This is a genomic window from Bradyrhizobium cosmicum (genome assembly GCF_032290525.1).
GTDB lineage: Bacteria > Pseudomonadota > Alphaproteobacteria > Rhizobiales > Xanthobacteraceae > Bradyrhizobium > Bradyrhizobium cosmicum_A.
In genome coordinates, this window is sequence record NZ_JASXTA010000017.1 from 157545 (window position 1) to 180726 (window position 23182).

The 23182-nt window shown below is 64.0% G+C and carries 24 protein-coding genes and 1 tRNA gene; 8 read left to right on the forward strand and 17 right to left on the reverse strand.

Annotated elements, in window-relative coordinates; translation table 11 throughout:
- Positions 1-104 precede the first annotated feature (104 nt).
- The 7 genes from QSV46_RS27805 to proB all read right to left on the reverse strand — a co-directional run bounded on the left by QSV46_RS27805 (position 105) and on the right by proB (position 7282).
- Positions 105-1463 (reverse strand): S41 family peptidase, encoded by a 1359-nt coding sequence (locus QSV46_RS27805; RefSeq protein ID WP_314958977.1) that lies wholly within the window; start codon positions 1461-1463, stop codon positions 105-107.
- Entirely contained in the window at positions 1460-2791 is a 1332-nt protein-coding gene (locus QSV46_RS27810; protein WP_314958979.1) for a murein hydrolase activator EnvC family protein, read from the reverse strand. Before QSV46_RS27810 ends, QSV46_RS27805 begins: the two co-directional genes overlap by 4 nt.
- Before the next feature lie 32 nt (positions 2792-2823).
- Complete coding sequence (gene rlmH / locus QSV46_RS27815) at positions 2824-3306, reverse strand: 23S rRNA (pseudouridine(1915)-N(3))-methyltransferase RlmH (protein ID WP_027547557.1); 483 nt, start codon at positions 3304-3306, stop codon at positions 2824-2826.
- A gap of 101 nt (positions 3307-3407) precedes the next feature.
- Positions 3408-3764 (reverse strand): ribosome silencing factor, encoded by a 357-nt coding sequence (rsfS, locus tag QSV46_RS27820; protein ID WP_027515020.1) that lies wholly within the window; start codon positions 3762-3764, stop codon positions 3408-3410.
- 220 nt (positions 3765-3984) lie between these two features.
- Positions 3985-4629 (reverse strand): nicotinate-nucleotide adenylyltransferase, encoded by a 645-nt coding sequence (locus QSV46_RS27825; RefSeq protein ID WP_314958990.1) that lies wholly within the window; start codon positions 4627-4629, stop codon positions 3985-3987.
- 23 nt (positions 4630-4652) lie between these two features.
- Positions 4653-5948 (reverse strand): glutamate-5-semialdehyde dehydrogenase, encoded by a 1296-nt coding sequence (locus QSV46_RS27830; RefSeq protein WP_314958993.1) that lies wholly within the window; start codon positions 5946-5948, stop codon positions 4653-4655.
- A gap of 212 nt (positions 5949-6160) precedes the next feature.
- Complete coding sequence (gene proB, locus QSV46_RS27835; protein WP_314959066.1) at positions 6161-7282, reverse strand: glutamate 5-kinase; 1122 nt, start codon at positions 7280-7282, stop codon at positions 6161-6163.
- Between the two features lie 202 nt (positions 7283-7484).
- On the opposite strand from proB, the gene QSV46_RS27840 reads away from it, so the two are divergent.
- Positions 7485-8450, forward strand: a complete 966-nt coding sequence (locus QSV46_RS27840; RefSeq protein WP_314958994.1) for a Bug family tripartite tricarboxylate transporter substrate binding protein — start codon at positions 7485-7487, stop codon at positions 8448-8450.
- Between the two features lie 132 nt (positions 8451-8582).
- Here the strand turns inward: QSV46_RS27840 and QSV46_RS27845 are convergent, their stop codons facing one another.
- The 3 genes from QSV46_RS27845 to QSV46_RS27855 all read right to left on the reverse strand — a co-directional run bounded on the left by QSV46_RS27845 (position 8583) and on the right by QSV46_RS27855 (position 12221).
- The gene (locus QSV46_RS27845) at positions 8583-10217 is read right to left on the reverse strand and encodes an alkaline phosphatase family protein (protein WP_314958996.1); all 1635 of its coding nucleotides are present in this window, start codon (positions 10215-10217) and stop codon (positions 8583-8585) included.
- A 237-nt stretch (positions 10218-10454) separates the two neighbouring features.
- On the reverse strand, positions 10455-11495 hold the full coding sequence (gene obgE / locus QSV46_RS27850; protein WP_314958997.1) for a GTPase ObgE: 1041 nt from the start codon (positions 11493-11495) through the stop codon (positions 10455-10457).
- Between the two features lie 246 nt (positions 11496-11741).
- On the reverse strand, positions 11742-12221 hold the full coding sequence (locus tag QSV46_RS27855) for a MaoC family dehydratase (RefSeq protein ID WP_314958998.1): 480 nt from the start codon (positions 12219-12221) through the stop codon (positions 11742-11744).
- A 121-nt stretch (positions 12222-12342) separates the two neighbouring features.
- Between QSV46_RS27855 and QSV46_RS27860 the strand changes: the two genes are divergently transcribed.
- Positions 12343-13257 (forward strand): DMT family transporter, encoded by a 915-nt coding sequence (locus tag QSV46_RS27860; protein WP_314958999.1) that lies wholly within the window; start codon positions 12343-12345, stop codon positions 13255-13257.
- A 5-nt stretch (positions 13258-13262) separates the two neighbouring features.
- Here the strand turns inward: QSV46_RS27860 and QSV46_RS27865 are convergent, their stop codons facing one another.
- The 3 genes from QSV46_RS27865 to rplU all read right to left on the reverse strand — a co-directional run bounded on the left by QSV46_RS27865 (position 13263) and on the right by rplU (position 14764).
- Positions 13263-13856, reverse strand: coding sequence for a GNAT family N-acetyltransferase (locus QSV46_RS27865; protein ID WP_314959001.1), 594 nt, complete (start codon positions 13854-13856; stop codon positions 13263-13265).
- 149 nt (positions 13857-14005) lie between these two features.
- Positions 14006-14275: a 50S ribosomal protein L27 gene (gene rpmA, locus QSV46_RS27870; protein ID WP_314959003.1), complete on the reverse strand. Its 270-nt coding sequence runs from the start codon at positions 14273-14275 to the stop codon at positions 14006-14008.
- A gap of 102 nt (positions 14276-14377) precedes the next feature.
- Positions 14378-14764, reverse strand: a complete 387-nt coding sequence (rplU, locus tag QSV46_RS27875; protein WP_314959006.1) for a 50S ribosomal protein L21 — start codon at positions 14762-14764, stop codon at positions 14378-14380.
- A 333-nt stretch (positions 14765-15097) separates the two neighbouring features.
- Here rplU and QSV46_RS27880 point away from each other — a divergent pair, with 333 nt between their 5' ends.
- Positions 15098-16222, forward strand: a complete 1125-nt coding sequence (locus tag QSV46_RS27880) for an ROK family protein (protein WP_314959009.1) — start codon at positions 15098-15100, stop codon at positions 16220-16222.
- A 175-nt stretch (positions 16223-16397) separates the two neighbouring features.
- On the opposite strand, the gene QSV46_RS27885 is transcribed toward QSV46_RS27880, so the two are convergent.
- Positions 16398-17261: an alpha/beta hydrolase gene (locus QSV46_RS27885; RefSeq protein ID WP_314959011.1), complete on the reverse strand. Its 864-nt coding sequence runs from the start codon at positions 17259-17261 to the stop codon at positions 16398-16400.
- A gap of 233 nt (positions 17262-17494) precedes the next feature.
- Here QSV46_RS27885 and QSV46_RS27890 point away from each other — a divergent pair.
- Positions 17495-17584: transfer RNA gene (locus QSV46_RS27890), tRNA-Ser, on the forward strand.
- A 198-nt stretch (positions 17585-17782) separates the two neighbouring features.
- Entirely contained in the window at positions 17783-18073 is a 291-nt protein-coding gene (locus QSV46_RS27895; RefSeq protein WP_314959013.1) for a hypothetical protein, read from the forward strand.
- A 326-nt stretch (positions 18074-18399) separates the two neighbouring features.
- Here QSV46_RS27895 and QSV46_RS27900 read toward each other — a convergent pair whose 3' ends face one another.
- Complete coding sequence (locus QSV46_RS27900; protein WP_314959016.1) at positions 18400-18750, reverse strand: hypothetical protein; 351 nt, start codon at positions 18748-18750, stop codon at positions 18400-18402.
- A 20-nt stretch (positions 18751-18770) separates the two neighbouring features.
- The gene (locus QSV46_RS27905; RefSeq protein WP_314959018.1) at positions 18771-19388 is read right to left on the reverse strand and encodes a hypothetical protein; all 618 of its coding nucleotides are present in this window, start codon (positions 19386-19388) and stop codon (positions 18771-18773) included.
- A 30-nt stretch (positions 19389-19418) separates the two neighbouring features.
- Between QSV46_RS27905 and QSV46_RS27910 the strand changes: the two genes are divergently transcribed.
- Positions 19419-19910, forward strand: coding sequence for a hypothetical protein (locus QSV46_RS27910; protein ID WP_314959020.1), 492 nt, complete (start codon positions 19419-19421; stop codon positions 19908-19910).
- A 494-nt stretch (positions 19911-20404) separates the two neighbouring features.
- The gene (locus tag QSV46_RS27915) at positions 20405-21265 is read left to right on the forward strand and encodes a DMT family transporter (RefSeq protein WP_314959021.1); all 861 of its coding nucleotides are present in this window, start codon (positions 20405-20407) and stop codon (positions 21263-21265) included.
- 18 nt (positions 21266-21283) lie between these two features.
- Here QSV46_RS27915 and QSV46_RS27920 read toward each other — a convergent pair whose 3' ends face one another.
- A complete protein-coding gene (locus QSV46_RS27920; RefSeq protein WP_314959023.1) occupies positions 21284-22219 on the reverse strand; it encodes a LysR family transcriptional regulator in 936 nt (311 codons plus the stop codon).
- Positions 22220-22311: 92 nt separating this feature from the next.
- On the opposite strand from QSV46_RS27920, the gene QSV46_RS27925 reads away from it, so the two are divergent.
- Positions 22312-23166 carry an NAD(P)H-dependent oxidoreductase gene (locus QSV46_RS27925; RefSeq protein ID WP_314959025.1) on the forward strand — a complete coding sequence of 285 codons (855 nt, stop codon included), beginning with the start codon at positions 22312-22314 and terminating at the stop codon, positions 23164-23166.
- Positions 23167-23182: the final 16 nt, after the last annotated feature.

Sequence of the window (23182 nt, forward strand, 5' to 3'; positions counted from 1 at the left end):
TCAAGCGGCGGCAGGCCGGGATAGGCCGGGGAGGTCAGGAGTTCCACGCAAAAAAGGGCGGCTCCGGGAGCCGCCCTTTTCGTGAGATCGCAAGCTGCGCCGACCTAGTTCGCCGCTTTGGGCTTGTCGCTCGTGGCCTTGTTGTCGCCGCCCGGCGTCGGTGCCGCGGAGGCGCTGTTCTTGATGCCGTGGAGCAGGTCGTCGGCGAGCTTGAGCGCCTTGTCGTCCTTGGCGTCCGGCGGAACGTAGGATTGCGAGCCGGTCTTCTCGTCGCCGTCGTTCTTGAGATGGCCGCGCAGCGAAGCCTCGCCCTTGGTGTCGGTGCGCGACTTCAGCTCATCGGGCACGTCCTGGAGCACTTCGATGTCGGGCACGATGCCCTTGGCCTGGATCGACTTGCCCGACGGCGTGTAATAGCGCGCCGTGGTCAGGCGCAGCGCGCCGTTGCCCGAGCCGAGCGGAATGATGGTCTGCACCGAGCCCTTGCCGAACGAGCGCGTGCCGATGATGGTCGCGCGCTTGTGGTCCTGCAGCGCGCCGGCGACGATTTCCGACGCCGAAGCCGAGCCGCCATTGACCAGCACGATGACCGGCTTGCCCTTGGTGAGGTCGCCCGCATGCGCGGTGCGGCGCTGGGTCTCCTCGGCATTGCGGCCGCGGGTCGAGACGATCTCGCCCTTCTCCAGGAACGAGTCGGAGACGGTGACCGCTTCCTCGAGCAGGCCGCCCGGATTGTTGCGGAGGTCGATGACGTAGCCCTTGAGCTTGTCGCCGATCTGGTTCGAGAGGTTGGCGACCTCGCGCTTCAGGCCCTCGGTGGTCTGCTCGTTGAAGGTGGTGATGCGGATATAGCCGATGTCGTCGGCTTCGACGCGCGCGCGCACCGAGCGGACGCGGATGTTGTCGCGCACCAGGGTGACGTCGATCGGATTGTCCTGGCCCTTGCGGATGATCTTGAGCTTGATCTTGGTGTTGACCGGGCCGCGCATCTTCTCGACCGCCTGGTTCAGGGTCAGGCCCTGCACGGCTTCGTCGTCGAGATTGGTGATGATGTCGTTGGCCATGACGCCGGCGCGCGAGGCCGGCGTGTCGTCGATCGGCGACACCACCTTGATCAGGCCGTCCTCCATCGTGACCTCGATGCCGAGACCGCCGAACTCGCCGCGGGTCTGCACCTGCATGTCGCGGAAGCTCTTGGCGTCCATGTAGCTCGAATGCGGATCAAGGCCGGTGAGCATGCCGCTGATGGCGGATTCGATCAGCTTGGTGTCGTCGGGCTTCTCGACATAATCCGAGCGCACGCGCTCGAAGACGTCGCCGAACAGATTGAGCTGCCGATAGGTGTCCGCGGTGGCGGCCCGTGCGCTCGAGCCCATGAAGACCGCGCGCGGCTGGGTCACGAACAGCGTCAGCGCCGCGCCGGTGGCCGCGCTGAGGAGGATAACTGAAGTCTTGCGCATCATCCGCGAACCTTCTCGCCTTCATTTGCGGCCCACCATGGGCCTGGATCGATTGGAGTGCCGTCCTTACGGAACTCGACATACAGCACAGGTTGACTCGCGTTCGTGGCGAGAATGGAGGCGACTTGAGAGGTCGACCCCATGGTTGCGACCGGCTCCCCCGTGAGCACAAACTGGCCGATGTTGACCGAAATGCGCTCCATCCCGGCGATCAGGACATGATACCTGCCACCGGCATTGAGGATCAAGAGTTGTCCATAGCTGCGGAAGGGGCCGGCATAGACCACCCAGCCATCACACGGCGTCGTGACCTGGGCGCCGGGCTTGCTGGCCAGCGAAATGCCCTTCTGGACCCCGCCAAGGCCGTCGGACCCGCCAAAGTCCCTGATCTTATTACCGTTAACCGGAAGAGGCAGGAGGCCCTTGGCCGCGGCGAAGGCGATTGCCGGGGTGGTCCGGGACCGGTCCTTGAAAGCGCCCGGGCCGGGCTTGGCGCTGGCGTTGGCCGCCGCCTTGGCTTCGGCCTGCTTTGCGGCCTCGGCAGCCTTTTCGGCAGCCTTGGCGGCGCTTTGCAGATCCTGCTCCATCTTGGCGATCAGCCCCTGGAGATCGCCGACCTGCCTTGAAAGCGCGATGGCGCGCGAGTTTTCGGCGTCGAGGTCCTTTTCGCGCGAGGCTTGCTGGCGCTGCCGCTCGTCGACCAGCGCCGTGAGCCGGGTCTGGTCATTGCGGACCTTGTCGCGGTCGGTGGCGAGCTGGTCGCGCTCGGCGGCGATGTGCTTGCGCAGGGCCACGAGCTCGCCGAGCTCGCTTGCGATCTTTTCCGCGCGGCCGCGCAACTCCGGCACCACTGCGCCGAGCAGCATGGCGGTGCGCAGCGACTGCAGTGCGTCCTCGGGCCGCACCAGCAGCGCCGGCGGCGTCCGCCTTCCGGCGCGCTGCAAGGCCGCCAGCACTTCGACGATGTCGGCGCGGCGCGAATCGAGCGAGCCGCGCATCTGTTGCTCGCGGCCGTTCAGCGTCCGCAGCCGCGCTTCGGCTTCGTCGATCTTGGTCTCGACGCTGCGCACATTGGCGGCAGTGTCGATCAGCTGCTGATTGAGCTGGGTGCGGTCCTGGCCGAGCGCGGTGATCTCGGCCTTGAGCTTGGCCTGCGCTTCCTCCGCGCTCTTCTTGCTCGCGCGTGCGGCTTCCAGCTCCTGCTCGCGCTGCTTGATCGCAACGGGCGAGACCGCCGCCGTTTGTGGCGCCGGCGCTGCCGTCTGAGCTTGCGCGAGGCTTGCGCCCGAGACGCTTGCGACCAGCAGCAGTTTGAGGATCGGCGCTCGCATCGCTCTACGCAAAGGTGCTCGTGTGGCGCGCATCACGCGCGGTGATAGGGATGGCCGGCCAGAATGGTGGCGGCCCGATAAAGCTGTTCCAGAAGCATGACGCGGACCATTTGGTGCGGCCAGGTCGCAGAGCCGAACGCAATCGCGAGCTTGGCCTTACGGCGCAATTCGGGCGAAAGTCCGTCCGCCCCTCCGATCACGAAGATAGTATGTCCGGCCCCCTCGTCGCGCCAGCGCCCGAGGTGCCGTGCGAATACGGTGGAGTCGAGATTCTGGCCGCGCTCGTCCAGCGCCACCAGGATCGATTTGTCCGGGATATGCGCGGAGATCGCCGCGGCCTCTTCGGCCATCCGTGTCGCGGTGTCGCGCGCGCGGCTCTCGGGGATTTCGTGGATCGAGAGCTCGCGGAATCCGAGCTTGCGGCCGGCCTCGTCGAACCGCTCGAAATAGCGGTCGGCAAGCTCCCGTTCGGGGCCCTGCTTCAGCCGGCCCACCGCGATGACAGCAACACGCATGATATCTTCAGGGTCGCGTTTTCAAGACCGCGCGCAAGTTGCGCGCGCACGACGCTAGCATGCGCGTCAGCCGATTCGAAATCGGCCCAGTAAGCCTGAGCCTAGATCGCCTTCGCCGCCCCTGGGCCCTGCGTGTACAATCTCTCGAGATTGTAGAACTCGCGGACCTCGGGTCTGAACACGTGCACGATCACATCGCCGGAATCGATCAGCACCCAGTCGCAATTGGGCAAGCCCTCGACGTGGATGTTTTTGATGCCGTTTTCCTTGAGGCCCTTGGCGACGTTCTCCGCGATCGCACCGACATGCCGGTTCACCCGGCCGGTGGTGACGATCATGTAGTCGGAGTAAGCCGATTTGCCGCGAAGGTCGATGGTGACCGTCTCTTCCGCCTTCATGTCGTCGAGGCGGGAGAGGATCAGGCTCAGGGTCTTGTCGGCGTCGGGTTGCGCCTTCAAGGCCGCTGCGTCAGTCGATGTTTTACGCGCCGGCTTTGCCTTGGGTAAAACAGACTTCGTTGAAGCCGTCTTGGACAATACAGATGTGGTCAGGGACCATTCCTTTCACTGTATCGCGAACGCCGAATCCAGCGCCCACTGGTTACACTACATCATGTGGGGTTAAGGGTTTCAATATGCCAGAGAGCACGAAATCCCCACGAGCTCCGCACAGTCTGACTCACTTCGTACCTTTCCAGCTCCCATCCGGGTTCCGCAGGCCCGTCGAGGAGAGATTCAGCTTCATTCCGGTCAGGAATACCCAGGCCGGTGCCGGCTGGTCCGCAAGCAAGGCCGCCTTGTTCTCGGGTAGGCGGTAGCGCGCCAGCGCATTGGCGGCAGGCGAGGCGAGGGCGCGAAAACTCCGAGGCGGGCGATCGATGACCGCAATCGGCACCTGATCGGCGATGCGCCGCCAGTGCTGCCAACGATGGAATTGAGCGAGGTTGTCGGCGCCCATGATCCAGACAAAGCGCAGGCCCGAGAGGCGGCGGCGCAAGGTGTTGATCGTGTCGATAGTATAGCGGGTGCGAATGACGGATTCGAGACAGCTCACCTCGATCCTGGGATCGTCAGCGACGTCGCGCGCGGCCTGCATGCGCTCGCCGAGCTCATGCAGCGTGCCGTTCTCCTTCAGCGGATTGCCGGGGGTCACCAGCCACCAAACGCGATCGAGTTGAAGGCGCTTCAGCGCGAACTGGCTGATGGCGCGATGAGCCTCGTGCGGCGGGTTGAACGAGCCGCCGAGCAGGCCGACGCGCATGCCTTCGGTGTAGGGCGGAATGGCCTGCGCGAAGAAACGCGGCGCGACGAAATTGTTACTCAATGCCCCGCGCCTCGCGACATGACTTACGGCCGCGTCTGACCTGTGCCGTGGACGCGATATTTGAAGCTCGTCAACTGCTCGGCGCCGACAGGGCCGCGGGCGTGGAAGCGGCCGGTGGCGATGCCGATCTCGGCGCCGAACCCGAACTCGCCGCCGTCGGCGAACTGCGTCGAGGCGTTGTGCAGCACGATCGCGGAATCGACCTCGCTCAGGAATTTCTTTGCGATGGCGTCGTCTGCGCTCACGATCGCATCGGTGTGATGCGAGCCGTGGTTCTGGATATGCGCGATCGCACCGTCGACGCCGTCGACCACCTTCGCCGCGATGATCGCGTCGAGATATTCGGTGTCCCAATCGTCTTCGCTCGCAGGTTTTACGCGCGCATCGGTCTTCTGCACGGCGTCGTCGCCGCGCACTTCGCACCCCGCCTCGATCAGCATCTCGACCAGCGGCTTCAGGCTGCTTGCAGCGGCCGCGCGGTCGACCAGCAGGGTCTCGGCTGCGCCGCAGACGCCGGTGCGGCGCATTTTTGCGTTGAGCACGATCGACTTCGCCATGGCGAGGTCGGCGCTGGCATCGACATAGACGTGGTTGACGCCTTCGAGATGCGCGAACACGGGCACGCGCGCCTCCTGCTCGACGCGCGCGACGAGGCTCTTGCCCCCGCGCGGCACGATCACGTCGACCGCGCCGTTCAATCCGGACAGCATCATGCCGACCGCCGCGCGGTCGCGCGTCGGCACCAGCGTGATCGCGGCTTCGGGGAGGCCCGCTTCGCGCAGGCCCTGCACCAGGCAGTCATGGATGGCGCGGCAGGACCGAAAACTGTCGGAGCCGCCGCGCAGGATCACGGCGTTGCCTGATTTCAGGCACAGCACGCCGGCGTCCGCCGCAACGTTCGGCCGACTCTCGAAGATGACCCCGACGACGCCGAGCGGCACGCGCACGCGCTCGATACTCATGCCGTTCGGCCGCTGCCAGCTTTCAGTGACGATGCCGACGGGATCGGCGATGCCGCGCACGATGCCGATCCCCGCGGCCATGGCTTCGACCCGCGCCGGCGTCAGTGTCAACCGGTCGATGAAGGAGGAGGTGGCGTTGCCGGAGGCGCGAGCCTCCGCGACGTCCTCGGCATTGGCCGCAAGGATCGCTGCCGCATTGCTGCGGATCGCCCGCTCCATGGCTTCCAGCGCCCGGTTCTTCTGCTCCGGCGGCGCCAACGCCAGCACGCGCGCGGCAGCGCGGGCTCGGGTGGCGAGATCGGACATCAGCGCCTGAAGATCGGCAGTGCCGTCAACGGCTTTGAGGGGGGCGGCCATGGGGAGTTCAACCTTCTGCTAAGGCAGTGTCCTAGCACGGAAATCCCGCATTTGCGAAGGGCGGGGAGGGTATGGCAGGGCTTCGGGAGGTGGGTTCGGGCTCGGCCACTCGCTCAGCCGCGGCGTCATGGCCGGGCTTGACCCGGCCATCCACGTCTTTGCTCGCCAAGACCGTGGATGCCCGGGACAAGCCCGGGCATGACGGCAAAGGCCTATCCGCCCACCACCAGATCGTCGCGGTGGATCATTTCCGCCCGCCCGCTGATGCCGAGGATGGCCATCACGTCCGGCGAGGAGCGGCCCTTGATCCGCTCGGCGTCGTCGGCGTCATAGGCGATCAGGCCGCGGCCGATCTCGCTGGCGTCGGGGCCGCGCACGATCACGGCATCGCCGCGGGCGAACTGGCCCTCGACCTTGATCACGCCGGCCGGCAGCAGGCTGGCGCCGGCACGCAGCGCCGTGACCGCGCCGGCATCGATCGTCAGCGTGCCCTTCGGCTCCAGCGTGCCGGCGATCCAGCGTTTGCGCGAGGTGATGGGATTGGCGGGCGTCAGGAACCAGGTGCAGCGGCCGCCATCGGCGATCGCCTGCAAGGGGTGCTCGATCTTGCCGGAGGCGATCAGCATATGCGTGCCGCCGGTGGTGGCGATCTTGGCGGCCTCGACCTTGGTGCGCATGCCGCCGCGCGACAGCTCGGACTCGGCATCGCCAGCCACCGCCTCGATCTCGGAGGAGATGCTGTCGACGACCGGAATGAGCTTTGCGCTGGGGTTGTTCTTCGGCGGCGCGTCGTAGAGCCCGTCGATGTCGGACAGCAGCACCAAGAGGTCGGCGCTCGCCATGGTGGCGACGCGCGCGGCGAGGCGATCATTGTCGCCATAGCGGATCTCGGTGGTGGCGACCGTGTCGTTCTCGTTAATCACGGGGATCGCGCGCCACTCCAGCAATTTGCCGATGGTGGAGCGCGCATTTAGATAGCGGCGGCGCTCTTCGGTGTCCTGGAGCGTCACCAGGATCTGGCCGGAGTCGATGCCGTGCGCGCCGAGCACCTCCGACCAGATCCGCGCCAGCGCGATCTGGCCGACGGCGGCGGCCGCTTGGCTCTCTTCCAGCTTCAGCGGGCCGCGCGGCAGTTTGAGCCGGCTGCGGCCGAGCGCGATCGATCCGGAGGAGACCACCAGCACATCGCGGCCCTCGCAGTGCAGCTTGGCCATGTCGTCGGCGAGCGCGGCGAGCCAGGACGCCCGCACCTCGCCCTTGTCGGAATCGACCAGCAGCGCGGAGCCGACCTTGACGACGATGCGGCGGAATTGACTGAGTTCGGGGCTGGCCATGTATGTATGTGTTGGCGGTTGCGACGAATTGCTCTGCTTCAAAGACGGCGGAGCAACAGGCGGCGCCGATGAGGTCTGCTTTTGCAGCAGGACGGTGACCGGCGCAAGGCGGCCGGCATGGTAAATGGCGGCCATGTTGGCCTTGTCGGGGAGGCCCGCCTGGTTCTAATTGCTGCCAACGATAATGCGTTGGAGGAAGCGAATGGATCGCCGCAAATTCATGGCCGGATGTGTCGGCCTGCCGCTGTTGACCCAGGCGAGCGGCGTGCAAGCACAGGCCGGACTGAGCAAGATGATCTTCCCGTTCGCGGCGGGGGCGGGCGGCGACACGCTGTGCCGGCTGATCGCGCAGGAGATGGCGCCGGCAATGCAGCGGACCATCGTGGTCGAGAACCGCACCGGCGGCGACGGCCTGATTGGCATCAAGGCGGTGAAGGGAGCCAGCCCCGACGGCAGCATGGTGCTGGTGACCACGGGTCCCACCATGTACCTGCTGCCGATGGTGGAGGCGACACCGAGCTTCGATACGGCCAAGGATTTCATGCCGGTGTCGCTGCTGGCGCGGTTCGAATTCGCGCTGGTGATCGGACCGGGCGTCGATGCCGCCGATTTCAAGGGTTTTGTCGCATGGCTGAAGGCGCATCCGGACAAGACGTCGTTCGGCGTGCCGAGCAACGGTACCATTCCGCATTTCATGGGCTCCAAGCTCGAGAAGGACCTCGGCATTCCCCTGACCCGCGTGCCCTATCGCGGCAGCGCGCCAATCCTCAACGACCTCGTCGGCGGCCATGTCTCGTTCGGCATCACGACATTGGCCGATGCGCTGCCGCAGCATCGCGCCAAGGGCGTGAAGATCATCGCGGCCGCGAGCGCGGAACGTTCGCCCTTCGCACCCGAGGTCCCGACGCTGAAGGAGAGCGGCATCGACCTCGTTGCGGATGCCTGGTATGGCATGTGGCTTCCCGCGGGCAGTCCGCTGGAGTTCGCGGCCAAGCTCGGCGCGGCCGCAAGCGCCGCACTCGCCAAGCCCGAGGTGAAGGAGAAGCTCACGGCGATCGGGCTGATCCCGGTCGGCAGCAATGCAGAAGGTCTGACGAAGGAGCTCGCCGCCAACACGGCGTTCTGGCAGCCGATCGTCAAGGCGACGGGGTACAAGATCGAGAATTGAGTTCTGGCGCCGCCACATACTCGGTCGCTATGGCCGGGCTTGACCCGGCCATCCACGCGCATCCGCGATTGACGTACGATGTGGATGCCCGGGTGAAGCCCGGGCATGACGAGTGAGAGCTTTGCCTCTCACTCAGAGCTTCGCGCGCTGTGTGATGCCGTCCTTGATCGACGCGAGCTCGGCTTCGTCCCAGATGCCGATCAGGATTCCGCCCTTCACCTGGAGCTGGTTGTCGGCATAGGCCGCGATCTTCTCGCGCGGCGTGGTGATGTGGTCGTTGGGATGCAGTGCCCAGTCGAACAGTTCGGCCTGCAGCCGCGCGATGATCGCGGCGCATTCGGGGTCGTCGCCACGATCGACGAATTCCTGCGGATCGGTTTCGAGATCGTACAGCATCGGGCGAAAGCCGGAGGCGTGAATGTATTTCCAGCGGCCGTCGAACACCATGAACAGGCGGCAGCGCTCGATCGGCTGGTTCAGCTTCAGCCGCACGTCCTGCATGGCGTAGTCGTATTCGGAGAACGCCACCTTGCGCCAATCGGTGGGTGTCGGCCCGCGCAGCAGCGGCAGCAGTGAACGCCCTTCGAGAATGTGGCCGGGCACCTTGCCGCCGAAATAATCGACGAAGGTCGGGGCGAGATCGATGCCTTCCACCAACGCGTCGCTGCGGGTGCCGCGCGTGGCATCCGCCTCTTTCGACGGATCGATAACGATCAGCGGAATCTTCGCCGACTGCTCGTGGAACAGGTCCTTCTCGCCCATCCAGTGATCGCCGAGATAGTCGCCGTGATCGGAGGTGAACACGATCATGGTGGTGTCCAGCAGGCCGCGCGTCTCCAGGAATTTCATCAGCACGCCCATCTGGTCGTCGATCTGGGTGATCAGGCCCATATAGGTCGGGATCACCTTCTCGCGGGCATCGTCGCGCGCCATGTTGCGGGAGTAGCGCATGTCCATATAGGCGCCGAACACCGGATGCGGGCTCGCGCGCTCGCGCTCGGAGCGGATCGGCGGGATGATGTCATCCGTCGAATACATGCTGGCGTAAGGCTCTGGCGCGATGTAGGGCCAGTGCGGCTTGATATAGGACAGATGCAGGCACCACGGCCTGCCGTCGGTTTCGGCCTCGCTGATGAAGTCCATCGCGCGGCGCGTCATGTAGGGCGTCTCGGAATGCTCCTCGGGCACGCGCGCGGCCTTGTCGGCATGCACCAGCAGCCAGCCGTTCTGCAAGCTACCGTCCTCCGCCGCGCCGGAATTGGCCCAATGCTCCCAGGGATTGGTCGCGTCAAAACCCTGCTGGCGCAGATACTCGTCGTATTTCGGCCGCGGCCGTCCCGTCGGATGCAGGCCGTCGTCGCGCTCGTAAGGTTCGAAGCCGCATTCGGCGACGTGCACGCCGATCATCGATTCCGGCGGAATGCCGAGCGCCTTCATGCCTTCGAGATCGGGCGCCATGTGGGTCTTGCCGACCAGCACGTTGCGCACGCCAAGCTTCTTGAGGTGGTCGCCGAGGGTGGGCTCGCCGACGCGCAAGGGCCAGCCGTTCCAATGCGAGCCGTGCGAGCGCATGTAGCGCCCGGTGTAGAACGACATCCGCGACGGGCCGCAGATCGGCGATTGCACATAGGCTTTCGAGAACAGCACGCCGCGCTTGGCCATGGCGTCGATGTTCGGCGTCTTCAGCGTGGGGTGGCCGGTGCAGCCGAGATAGTCGTAGCGAAGCTGGTCGCACATGATCCAGAGAACGTTCTTCGCGCGCACCATCGGTCTCGCCCCTGCCTTTTTTGATTGCTTGATGCTGCGCTATCAGAGCTGCGATAACAACCCTTCAGTGACGCGCATGCTCGCGGCCAAACACTCCGCTCGTCCCCGCGAAAGCGGGGACCCATAACCACAGGAAGTGGTTTGGCGAAGACCGATCGTGCGGTACTTTGAGCATCCGCAACCGATAGATTACGCGGTATGGGTCCCCGCTTTCGCGGGGACGACGTGGGCGAGAGTTCAGGCCGACCACGGCTCCGCTTCGGCCGTGCTCTTGGCCTTGGTCGAGACCGGGGCCTCGCCGATGACGTCGACGAGCGCGCGCAGCGCTTCCTTGACGCCCTGGCCGGTGATGCCGGACATCAGCAGCGGCGCCTTCTTCGCCGCGCGCTTCAGCCGCTCCTTCTGCTTCTTGAGCTCGTCCGGCTCGACCGCGTCGATCTTGTTCAGCGCGACGATCTCGATCTTGTCGGTGAGCAGCCCGCCATAGGCATCGAGCTCCTTGCGGACGGTCTTGTACGCCTTGCCGGCATGCTCGCAGGTGGCGTCGATCAGATGCAGCAGCACGCGGCAGCGCTCGACATGACCGAGGAAGCGGTCGCCGAGACCGGTGCCTTCATGCGCACCTTCGATCAGGCCGGGGATGTCGGCGAGCACGAATTCGCGGCCGTCGGCGTTCACGACGCCGAGCTGCGGATGCAGCGTGGTGAAGGGATAGTCGGCGATCTTCGGCCGCGCCGCGCTGACCTTGGACAGGAAAGTCGATTTGCCGGCATTGGGCATGCCGACAAGACCCGCATCCGCGATCAGTTTCAGGCGCAGCCAGATCCAGCGCTCCTCGCCCACCTGGCCGGGATTGGCGTTGCGCGGCGCGCGGTTGGTCGACGTTTTGAAATGCGCGTTGCCGAAGCCGCCATTGCCGCCTTCGGCGAGCACGAACTTTTCGCCGACATTGGTGAAGTCGTGGATCAGCGTCTCGCGATCTTCGTCGAAGATCTGCGTGCCCAGGGGGACCTTCAGCACGATGTTCTTGCCATTGGCGCCGTGGCGGTCCGAACCCGAGCCGTTCTCGCCCTTCTGGGCCTTGAAGTGCTGCTGGTAGCGGTAATCGATCAGCGTGTTGAGGCCGTCGGCGACCTCGATGATGACGTTGCCGCCGCGACCGCCATTGCCGCCGGAGGGACCGCCGAATTCGATGAACTTCTCGCGGCGGAACGCCACGCAGCCGTTCCCGCCGTCACCGGAGCGGATATAGACCTTTGCCTCGTCGAGGAATTTCATGGGCCATAGGTAGGCCAGCCGGTCCCGCGCGGCAACCCGGATAGACCGCAAATCGGCCGAATTTCCGCGAATTTTGGCCCGTGCTTAACCTGCGGGGCGGCCCACCCGCGCTTGTCATCCCGGACAAGCGAAGCGCAGATCCGGGATCCATAACCACATGAAGGGGTTTGGCGAAGACGGGCAATTGTTGTCTCGTGAAACGACACTGGCTTGTGGTTATGGATCCCCGCCTTCGCGGGGATGACGTTAGAGAGGCCGGCGCCGGATCAGGAATTTCTGCATCCCCTCCAGCACCAGCTCCTTGCGCTGGTTGAACACGGTGCTTTTGAGCGCGACCGTGCCGGTCGTGCGTCCTGGCACCAGCTCGGTGACCTCGAGCGCGGGATAGATCGTGTCGTCGGCAAAGACGGGCTTGAGGAACCGGCTCGATTGCTCGAGGAAGCCGACTAGGGAGTCCTCGACCATGAACGGAAACAGGCCGGCGCCGGGTGCGGTGTGGATCAGCGTCTGGAAACCGTGGGCCAGCAGCTGCGGCATGCCGCGCGCGCGGCAATATTCCACGTCGTAATGCACGGGATGGGTGTCGCCGCTCGCGGTCTGGAACGCCGCGAACACCGCCGAGGTCTGGGTGCGGCTCGGCAGCACGAAGCGCTCGCCGAGGGCGAAATCCTCAAACCAGCGTTGCGCGGGGATCATGCGATGCTGGGCCGGGTCGAAGTCGGTCATGCGCTGCACCATCAGGATGGAGTCGGAAATTTATCCGTATCGCGCGAGGCGCAGTGCGACAATGCGTTGAATTCACCGGAGGCGGGCTTGTCCGGCGCGCTCACGCGATTAAAACGCGCCAATGCCCCTTTTCAAGAATCTCTCCGCCTATGACGACCGCTCGGCGCGACTGGCCGGCATTGCACTCATGGTGCTGTCGATCTTCATGTTCTCGTTTGGCGACGCCATGGGCAAGTTCCTGGTCGGGACGTATTCGGTGGGGCAGCTGCTGTTCCTGCGCGCCTGCGCGGCGCTGCTGCTGCTGTCGCCGCTGGTCTGGAAGCAGCGTCACCAGTTCCTGCATCTGGAGCGGCCGCGTTTGCAGCTCGTCCGCGTCGTGCTGTCGACGCTGGAGGTGGCCGCCTTCTTCCTCGCAACGGTCTATCTGCCGCTCGCCGACGTCATCACCTATTATCTTGCGGGCCCCATCTTCGTGACCGCGATGTCGGCGATCTTCCTCGGCGAGAAGGTCGGCTGGCGGCGCTGGACCGCGATCCTGATCGGCTTCTGCGGCGTCCTGATCGCGCTGCGGCCGTCGGCGCAGACCGTCAGCCTGCCGGCGCTGATCGCGCTCGGCGGCAGCCTGTCGTTTGCGACGTTGATGCTGATCACGCGCAGCCTGCGCAAGACGCCCGACATCGTGATGGCGTCATCGCAATTCGTCGGCACGTTCCTGCTCGGTGCCGCCTTGTCGGCGTTCCACTGGGTGCCGCCGACGTCAGGCAGCCTCGTCATCTTCGCGCTGGCGGGATGCGTCTCGGTGACCGCGCTGTTCTGCGTCAACCGCTCGCTCAAGCTGGCGCCGGCCAGCGTCGTCGTGCCCTATCAATATTCGATGATCGTCTGGGCCGTGATCTTCGGCTTCGTCGTGTTCGGCGATGTCCCGTCGATCGCCACCATCGTCGGCGCCGCCATCATCATCGGCGCCGGGTTCTACATCTATCTGCGCGAGCGCGATCTGGGGCGCGCCGGCGGAGAGTTGAATCCGCCGGCGTAGAGTGCCTACCTTACCCTTCGCGCACTGCTCCAGCTCTTCAGCGACGACCACACCCCGCGCGAGAGGCGGAAGCAATCGACCGGCGTGGAGGAGCCCAGCGCCAAAAACCGGTGCAGCTGGACGCCGCTCCACTGGAAGCCGCACTTCTCCAGCACGTTGCGCGAGGCCGGATTGGTGACGCGCGCGCCGGCATAGAGATGGTCGTCCTCGAACTCCTCGAAGAAGAAGTCGATCGCGCCGCGGGCGGCTTCGGTTGCATAACCCCGGCCCCAATGCTCGACGCCGAGCCAGTAGCCGAGCTCGGCATTGTCGGGGCTGGAGCGATCGATGCCGACCATGCCGATCGGTCCGCTGTCGTGCTCGATCAGGAACACGGTCTCGCTGCCGAGCGCGGCGGTGGCACGGATGAATGCGACGGCATCGTCCTGCGAATAGGGATGCGGCAGGCGGCGGGTGTTTTCGGCGACGCGGCGGTCGTTGGCGAGGAGGGCGATGGTCCTGACGTCGGCGAGGGTCGGCCGCCGCAAGGTCAGCCGCTCGGTGGCGACGACATAAGGTCTCGCCTCCCGCAAGGTCACGCTCGAGAAATCCTGCAACATGTCCGGCTCCGTGAAAGTCACCAAGTCAAAGTGAGCAAGTCAAACAAAAGGGGAGGCCGGTTTCCCGCCTCCCCTTGGAGCCTTCGATCTCTGGGATCTGGACTCCGCCGGTTGGTCAGGGACCGGCGGACTCCAAATTGATCCGCCGTCTATTCAGCCGCCCCTGCGAGCGGGAGCACCGATACGAAGGTGCGGCCGTTGGCTTTGGCCTGGAACGTGACACGACCCTCGATCTTGGCGAACAGAGTGTGGTCCGTGCCCATGCCGACATTAAGGCCGGGATGCCAGGTGGTGCCGCGCTGACGCGCAATGATGTTGCCGGGAATCACGACTTCCCCGCCGAACGCCTTGATGCCGAGGCGCTTGCCCTTGGAATCGCGACCGTTGCGCGATGAACCGCCTGCTTTTTTGTGAGCCATGGTTGGTCTCCGAAATCCTGCGTAGTTCTAGGTCAATTCCTTGACGGAATCATTTCAAAACTTCTCACGCATCAATTCGTGAATTGGCGTGATCGATTTTCGTTACTCGGCGGCTTCCGTCACCGGCTCCTTGACCACCTTCTCCCGCTTCGGGCGCGGGCCCTTGGTCGGCTTGGCGCCATCGGTCAGGATCTCGCTGATGCGCAGCACCGTGATCTCGTCGCGATAGCCGCGCTTGCGGCGCGAATTCTTGCGGCGGCGCTTCTTGAACGCGATGACCTTGGGGCCGCGCTTGTGGTCGAGCACCTCGACCGCAACGGAGGCACCGGCCACCGTCGGCAGACCCAGGACCGGCGTGTCGCCGCCGACCACCAGAACTTCGTTCAACTGGATGATCGAGCCGACTTCGCCTTCGATCTTGCCTACTTCGAGAACATCATCCGGAACGACGCGGTACTGCCGGCCGCCGGTTTTGATGACTGCGAACATCGTTTTTTCTCCGTGTTCAAATCCCGGCCTCGCGACGGGTATCGTCCGGGCCGGCTTTTTGTCAGTCGCTATGGGTTTATGGCGAGTCTTGTGCGGGCGGGAGTTATCCCTTTGAAAACCCACGCAAAAACAAACAGCGCGAGAAACGCCCCGCGCCGGGTGTGGGACTTATAGCCGCGATCCGCCGCAAGTCAAGGAAAACCACGGAAAAAGGCCCGGATTTGAAGGATTTGGGCCGTTTCCGGCGCGCCGACGAATCTGCACCGCGCGCTGCAACCAACGGGGTTCCCCTGCCGTTGTCCCCGCAAACAGGCACGCGGGCAAGGGCTTCCCATGGCAACGGACGAACTGGTCAAGACGACGGGCATCGCCCAGCACGGCGCGAGCCGCCTGCCTTCGGTCGATATCGACAGCTTCAACATCGAGATCAAGGACGAGGACGGCTTTCTCGGCGACCGCGCCAGCAAGGGCGCCTTCCGCGAGATCCTCGAAGAGTGGCGCAAGCCGCTGCGCAAGAGCGGCGAGGATCCGTTCGGGGACGAGCCGTCCGACAAGATCAGCAAGAAGGCGCTCGATGCCGTTCTGGTCGGCGACGATACGGAAGCCACGGCCGTCGTGCACAGCGCGATCGAGGATTTCGCCCAGGAGCTCGCCTATGTCACGCGCCGGTTTCTCAAGACCAAGGCCTGGGCCAGGACCGAGTGCATCGTGGTCGGCGGCGGCTTTCGCGCCAGTCGGCTCGGCGAGATTGCCATTGCCCGCGCCGAGATCATCCTGAAATCGGAGGGCTTCAAGGTCGACCTGGTGCCGATCCGTTTCGATCCCGACGATGCCGGCTTGATTGGAGCCCTGCACCTCGTGCCGTCCTGGATTTTCGAGGCCTATGACAGCATCCTCGCGGTCGATATCGGCGGCACCAACATCCGCTGCGGGATCGTCGAGACGCGCTGGAAGAAGGCGCCGGATCTGTCCAAGGCCATGGTCTTCAAATCCGATCTGTGGCGCCACGCCGATGACGAGCCCAGCCGCGAAGCCGCGGTGAAGCGGCTGGTCAAGATGCTCGAAGGCCTCATTGAGGACGCCGAAGCCGAAGGCTTCAAGCTCGCGCCGTTCATCGGCATCGCCTGTCCCGGCGTGATCAACGCGGACGGCTCCATCGAAAAAGGCGCGCAGAACCTGCCGGGCAATTGGGAGAGCAGCAAGTTCAACCTGCCGGCGAGCCTCGTCGAGGCCATCCCCGAGATCGGCGAGCACGACACCGCGATCCTGATGCACAATGACGGCGTGGTTCAGGGTCTCTCCGAGGTGCCGTTCATGCAGGACTTCGAGCGCTGGGGCGTGCTCACCATCGGCACCGGGCTCGGCAATGCCCGCTTCACCAACCGCCGCAAGGACAATGGGAAAGACCGTGATTCTACCGAGAACGGCAAGAAAAAGCCCAGGAATGACAAGGAGTAACCTTGACTGGTTAGGTTAAGGACCGGATTGCGTTGCGGGCTGCGAGCCGCACGCTACGGTCGAATCGTCGCCTCACGCTGGCCGGCGAAGCCGCCCTTCCCAGCCAGGATTTCAATGAGCGGCATCGGGACCGCCAGTGTTTACCGCGTCTGGCGGTCCCACCCCTCTCCGGGTTTCAACGCCAGCCGATGCGCCCGAAGAACGCCGCGATCTCCGCGGCCGCGCGATCCGGATCCTCGCGATGCGGGAAGTGGCCAACGCCGGGAAACATCTTCAGATCAAGCGCGCTGAACGTCTCGCCCAGCCGGTCGGTCCAGGCAAACGGAAACAGCGGATCGTGCTCGGCCCAGCGCACGCAGGTCGGCACGTCGATCGGCGGCAGCGGTGGCGCCTCGCCCTTCATCATCGCAATGCGTCCAGCATGCGCGGCGCGATAATACGCAAAGCCGCCGGCGAGGTTGCCCGGCTTGAAGAAATTGTCGGCGAAGGCGTCGAGCACATCGTCGAACGCATTCTTCCGATGCGCCCAGCCCTTCAGGAAGTGGCCGATATAGAGCCGGCAGGCCTCGCGGCTCGCGCCGACCAGCGCCGGGGCCATCTCCATCTGGTGAAAGGACTGATACCAGATGTGATTGAGCCGATCAGGCGCCGCCATGCGCGGCCCAATGCCGGGATAGACGAAATCGAACAAGAACAGCCCGGACAGCCGCCCCGGCGCCTGCCGGGCCAAAGGCTGCATCACGGCGCCAGCGACATCATGGCCGACCACGCCGAATCGCGCGACGCCGAGCCCGTCCATCACGGCCAGCATGTCGGCCGCATGGCCGTCCGACCCGAACGGCCCGTCCGGCTTGTCGCTGTCGCCGAAGCCGCGCAGATCGGGCGCGATCAGCATGAAACGGTCGGCCAGCCTGGATATCATCGGCTCCCAGGTCAGCCAGAATTCCGGCCAACCATGCAGCAAAAGCAGCGGTTTGCCCTGGCCGGCGCGGACCAGGTGGAAATCGGCGCCATTGGCCTTGATGGTCAGGTGCTCCATGGCAGTTCCTCCGAAAGTCAGAGCGTTTTCAAGCGAAGTGGACGCCGGTTCGCGTCAAGAAAACGCGTCAAAACAAGAATTCAGAGTCCGTTCCGATTCGATCGGAACGGACTCTGGCTGGTGCGGAGCTGAAAGAGGCAGCGGATTTTCCCCTTTCGCGCCTTGTCTGGCCAGCCATCCTCGCCTATTAACGCCCCAACCACAGGGGCCCTGCTCCTCATATGGCGCCTTCAGGAGAGGTGGCAGAGTGGTTGAATGCACCGCACTCGAAATGCGGCATAGGTGCAAGCCTATCGGGGGTTCGAATCCCTCCCTCTCCGCCATCTAACCGTAGCCCTCTCGATATCCTCGTCGGCACTGAGAGGCTTAAACTCGTGCACAGGACCATCCCCCAGACAGCGCGCGAGTCCGGCCACCGCACAGGCAGCGTGCGCTGTGAGCCAACCGCACACTTTGGCGCTGGGTGTCGGTCGTGTCCATGCCTGTGGTCATGGTGGCGTGTCGAGTGCGGATGACGTGCTATGGTCAGCGTTGCGACATCGGAGATTCGCTACGTGGAGATTCCTCATACTTGGCTGATTGGCAACGATCGCGCCATTCATGAAGGTTTTGCCGTTTTCAAGATGGGGAAACTAAGCAGGCCCATGGATCTTGTCGGCGCAATATGTGAATCGGCGCGAGACGCTATTGAGCGAGCTGAAAAATTGGGTGACGGCTACGCCGCATTTCGCGTGTTCAAATCGGCAAAGATCGGTGGGCAACCGAAAGAAATGATTCAGCGAGGGAATCTTCCTGTAAGCGTCAGACTCTAGAGTAGAGTCTCCGATTTTCTTGCGCTTGAGGCAGCCAGATTCGCATTGCAGCCAGAGCGACGAGCCGGACTAGCGCGCACGACTAGCCATCTTCAACGGCATGGCTGACGAAGGACTTTGATGGCGTCAACTATCCGCCGCCCGGCGTCGCAGTCCCGGCGCAACAGACCGTACAATCGCGTCGATGAAGCTGCTTGTTGTCGTAATGCCCCTGCGACGCAAAACGGATCAAGTTCTTTTCGGTCGGTTAGACGCGAAGGCGGATGGATTTAGCTATCACAGTCCGCCGATTGCTGCACCTGGCGACGCTCACACGAAAAGGATGGCTAACCGAACTCATCGGCCCAGCCGGCCAAATCTAGCACCTTGCAGCCCATCCCATCATAGTAGGGTGCCTGCCCCGAGCTTGTAATCAAAGGATAATCCTCTAGCGAAGCAATCGCTGCGGTGTACAAGTCCGTTTCGCTATCATAAGGACCTCTCGAAAATCCCGAATTTAGCTTGTCGGCGATTCGGGCCGCTCCAGAACGATACTGTTTCTTCATCGGTATCTTGAAGACCACAGAGGGCTCCAGTTCCTCTGCTTCATCTTCGTAGAGTTCTTTGAACTCCTTCCATACAACTGCGGGCACACCAATTTCGCCGGAGCCGAGCGCATCGATTAGCGGCTTCTTCAAATTGTTGGAACGAGTTTTTGCTATTTCATGGAGCCCCGCGCAGTCGATGACGCATTAACGAGAATGACGGGATAGATCGGATGCGACAAACAAAAACCGCTGCCATCCTTCTCTGGAAAGCTGTCTTGAAGAACGAAGATGCCGCGGTCTTCAATCTTCTTGCGCACGATTACGTAAAACGCCTTCGCATCTTTCGCCGTCGCTTGGTCTTCGGCTGAGATTCCGAAGAATGCTCTAGACTTTAGAGCGAACGCATCAACTTCGCTGTTCGTCTTCGCAGTGAAGTGTGGCAGTCTATCAACGCCAACGGCGTACCCCTCAATTGCTGCGCGCTGCACGCCTCCGGCAAACTGAATCGATTCGATGGTCTCTCTCGACTTCGCCCGCGGTCGCGGATTGTCCGACCGAAAATCGGGAATTACGTCGTGCAGCTTTGGAGCACGCTCCATGAAGAAGACAAAAGACGGAAGCGCCAACTCGTGAGCGATATCGTTCAACAGACCCTGTTTCGGCTCAGGCTCCCGTTCTAACTCGCGGTCAAGTTCATCTGCGCCTATCTTCAGGCGGCGCGACAGTTCGTGGCGCGACAGCGAGCGCTCGCGCAAAACCGTATCGAGGATGGCAGAATTGAAGGTCACGAATCGCAATCCGAAGTCGAGAGAGGCAAAATGAAATATGGTGATTTTGCTAGCATAGTGCAACTAGGAGTTGGTCTTCACATTGGTACTGCCGTTCTTCAACTCTACGGAGAGATAGGAGCGGAACCGCTTGTGCGCGCGCTGAGTCGCATACGAACCAGCATCGATGATCTCGACCAAGCACGGGGGCGGGAAGCTCGTGACGAATACGAACAACTCGCGAGCGATTACGAGATTTTCAAGATTCGCTTGTTCAACGAATACAAGAACTACATCAAAATTAACTCGCTCGTTGCTTCAACGCTCTTCGTTCTTCTTGTTGCCATCGCTTTCAAGAATGATGACCCAATCGAAGGTGAATGGATGATGGTTACAATCCCCATCGTCGCGATGGCATTCTTGCCTGCTCTTGCGACATTGGGCAGCCTCTGGTTCGACGCCTCTCGGTTGGCGAATGCATTGAAGGTTCGTGCCGACGCTTTGGAGCAGAGAGTACTCAGGCTCGGCCTGGTCCCTCGATAGAACAACCCACCAACTGCGCGCGGCGGGCCGCCTAAAGCTTTGGACTCATGGGATTGGGTAGCTGGGGCGGGATTGCGTCTGTGCCGCTTGGATTGGCATTATCAATTACACGCTGTGCAACGATGGCATCCTGCTCCTGTTTTGCCCGACGGGTCAACGACGCGGCGCCGCCGAAACCCGCCGCCACTACGATCACCGCCGGTCTCTACCACCTCCGAGAGTTGCCGGAAATCAGGCGGCAGTGTTAGCAATAGCACGCACCAGCGCCAATCCAGACCCATCATCGCCCGACGTGCGCCGCTATTGGAGTTTTGCCCGCAAGCCAAACTAGTCTGGCCCCCCGCGTAAGTCATTGATCTTGCAGTCGCCGTCTACTGTGCATGGGGTTGTTTTCGCGTTCTTTGTTGTCCCACCCCGGAAAGCTTAAGTGTAATCGTCACGGCACCCCGCCTTGCCTCCCCAGACCGGATCACCACCCACCACACGAGACCAACATGCAATCTTCCGGCAGCGGCTGGGGCAACGGGCTTCTCGGCGTCGTCATCTTCAGCGGCTCGCTGCCGGCGACGCGGGTTGCGGTCGGCGGATTCTCCGCGCTGTTCCTGACCTCGGTGCGCGCGGTCATCGCGGCGCTGATCGCCGTGGCCGTGCTTGTCCTGCTGCGTCAGGTGCGGCCGCAGCGCGGGGATATCGCCTCGCTCACCATCGTCGCGATCGGCGTCGTGGTCGGCTTTCCGCTGCTGACGGCGCTCGCGCTCCAGCACATCACCTCGGCGCATTCGATCGTCTTCATCGGGCTGTTGCCGCTCTCCACGGCGATCTTCGGCGTGCTGCGCGGCGGCGAGCGGCCGCAGCCGATGTTCTGGCTGTTTGCCGTGCTCGGCAGCGCAACGATCGCGGGCTTCGCTTTGTCCAACGACGGCACCGCATCGCTTACCGGCGATCTCCTGATGGTCGCCGCGATCGTGCTGTGCGGGCTCGGCTACGCCGAGGGCGCCGCGCTGTCGCGCCGGCTCGGCGGCTGGCAGGTGATCTCCTGGGCGTTGTTGCTTGCGCTGCCGCTGGTGCTGCCGGTCGCGATTTGGACATGGCCGCCGACATGGAGCGGCGTCAGCGTGCCCGTCTGGATCGGGCTTGCCTATGTCTCGATCTTCAGCATGTTCGTCGGCTTCATCTTCTGGTACCGGGGCCTTGCGATCGGCGGCATCGCCCGCGTCGGCCAGTTGCAGCAGCTGCAGCCGTTCTTCGGCCTCGCGCTCGCAGGCCTGCTGCTGCACGAGCCGGTCGCCTGGAGCATGATCGCCGCCACCGCGCTCGTGGTCGTCTGCGTCTTCTTCGCCCGGCGCTATGCGTGATGGCGAATTGATGCGGCCTTACGTCTTGCCCGGCTGCGGCTTTTCGATCCCCGGCAGCCGCGCGATCTCCTTGGCGAGAAAATCGACCAGCAGCCGCACCCGCGCGATGCCGGACCGCTCCGGCACGATCAGCATGTTGAGCGGAACGGAAGGTGGCGCGTAGTCGTCAAGCACGCGCTCAAGTCTGCCGGCGGCAACAAGGTCCCCGACGAGCCAGAGATGCGCCGGCGCAATGCCACGACCGGCCGCGAGCGCCTCTCGTGCGGCAAGCCCGTGATCCACGCGCAATCGCCCTGCAAACGGGACCACATGGCGGCCGCCGCGGCGTCCGTGCAGCACGAGCACGTCGCTGCCGGCGATGTTGGACATCCTGACGCCCTCGTGGTTGGCGAGGTCCTGCGGGCGGGCGGGCCTGCCGCGCGAAGCCAGATAGTCCGGTGCGGCCACAAGCACCCGCCGCGATTGGCCCAGCCGCTTCAGCTTCATCGAGCTGTCGGTGAGCGGCCCGAGACGCAGGGCGATTTCGACACCCTCCCGCACCAGGTCGATCCGCTCGTCGGTCAGGCTGAGATCCACCGCCACGTCCGGATAGCGGTCCTGGAAGGCGAAGATCAAGCGGCTGACGTGGAGCACGCCGAACGCCGCGGTGCAGGAGACGCGCACCGTTCCGGCCGGCGCGCCGCGCGTGCTGCGCGCCTCGTCGCCCGCCAGGTCAACCAAGCGCAGGATCTGCACGCAGTCGGCGTAGTAGCGGCGACCCTCCTCCGTCATCGTCACGCTGCGCGTGGTCCGCGTCAGCAGCGGCACGCCGACGGCTTGCTCCAGTTCCCGAAGGTGCCGCGTCACGGTCGATTGGCCAAGACCGAGCTCGCGTGCCACCGCGGACAGGCTTCCCCGCTCGGTGACCCGTACGAAGCTGCGCATGCGTTCGAGCGTGACGTCCGATCTATCCATATTTCGGCATGATCCTATCCATCAGCGACAACTACCGGATTGCAGTCGGAGGCGCTACCTGCTGCTCGAAATCGTCAACCAAGGTGCTGATCATGAAAGTGTTGGTCGTCTTCGCTCATCCCGAACCGCGCTCCCTCAACGGCTCGCTCCGCGATGTTGCCGTCAGCGAGCTCGAGGCCCAGGGCCACGAGGTGCGGGTGTCAGACCTCTACGCCGAGGGCTGGAAATCCGACGTCGACCGCGCCGACTTCCCGTCGCTGCCGACAGAGGCGCGGCTTGCGCCCGCCGCGGCCTCCAAGCAGGCGTTTGAGGCCGATACGCTCACCGCCGACGTCAAGGCGGAGATCGAGAAGCTGCTGTGGGCGGACGTCCTGATCCTGCAATTCCCGCTGTGGTGGTTCAGCATGCCGGCCATCCTCAAGGGCTGGGTCGACCGCGTGTTCGCCTACGGCTTCGCCTATGGTGTCGGCGAGCACAGCGACAAGCGCTGGGGCGACCGCTACGGCGAGGGCACGCTCGCGGGCAAACGCGCGATGCTGATCGTGACGGCCGGCGGCTGGCAGGAGCATTATTCGGCGCGCGGAATCAACGGGCCGATCGACGACCTGCTGTTCCCGATCAATCACGGCATTCTCTATTATCCGGGATATGACGTGCTTCCGCCGTTCGTCGCCTACAAGGTCGACAAGCTCGACGAAGCCGATTTCCAGGCCACTGCCGAACGTTTGCGCGAGAGGATGAGAACGCTTGCGACGACCTCGCCGATTCCTTACCGGCGCCAGAATGGCGGCGATTACCTGATTCCGAGCATGCAGCTCCGCGCGGGGCTGGAGCAGCCCGGCGCGATCGGTTTCGCGCTTCACGTCGCGCAGGACGAGGCACGCAGCCCGGGTGGCGAGGCGAGCGCCACGCGCGCGACGACCGATGTGCGCGCGGCAATAGCGTAGCCTGCGGCCCGCGAAC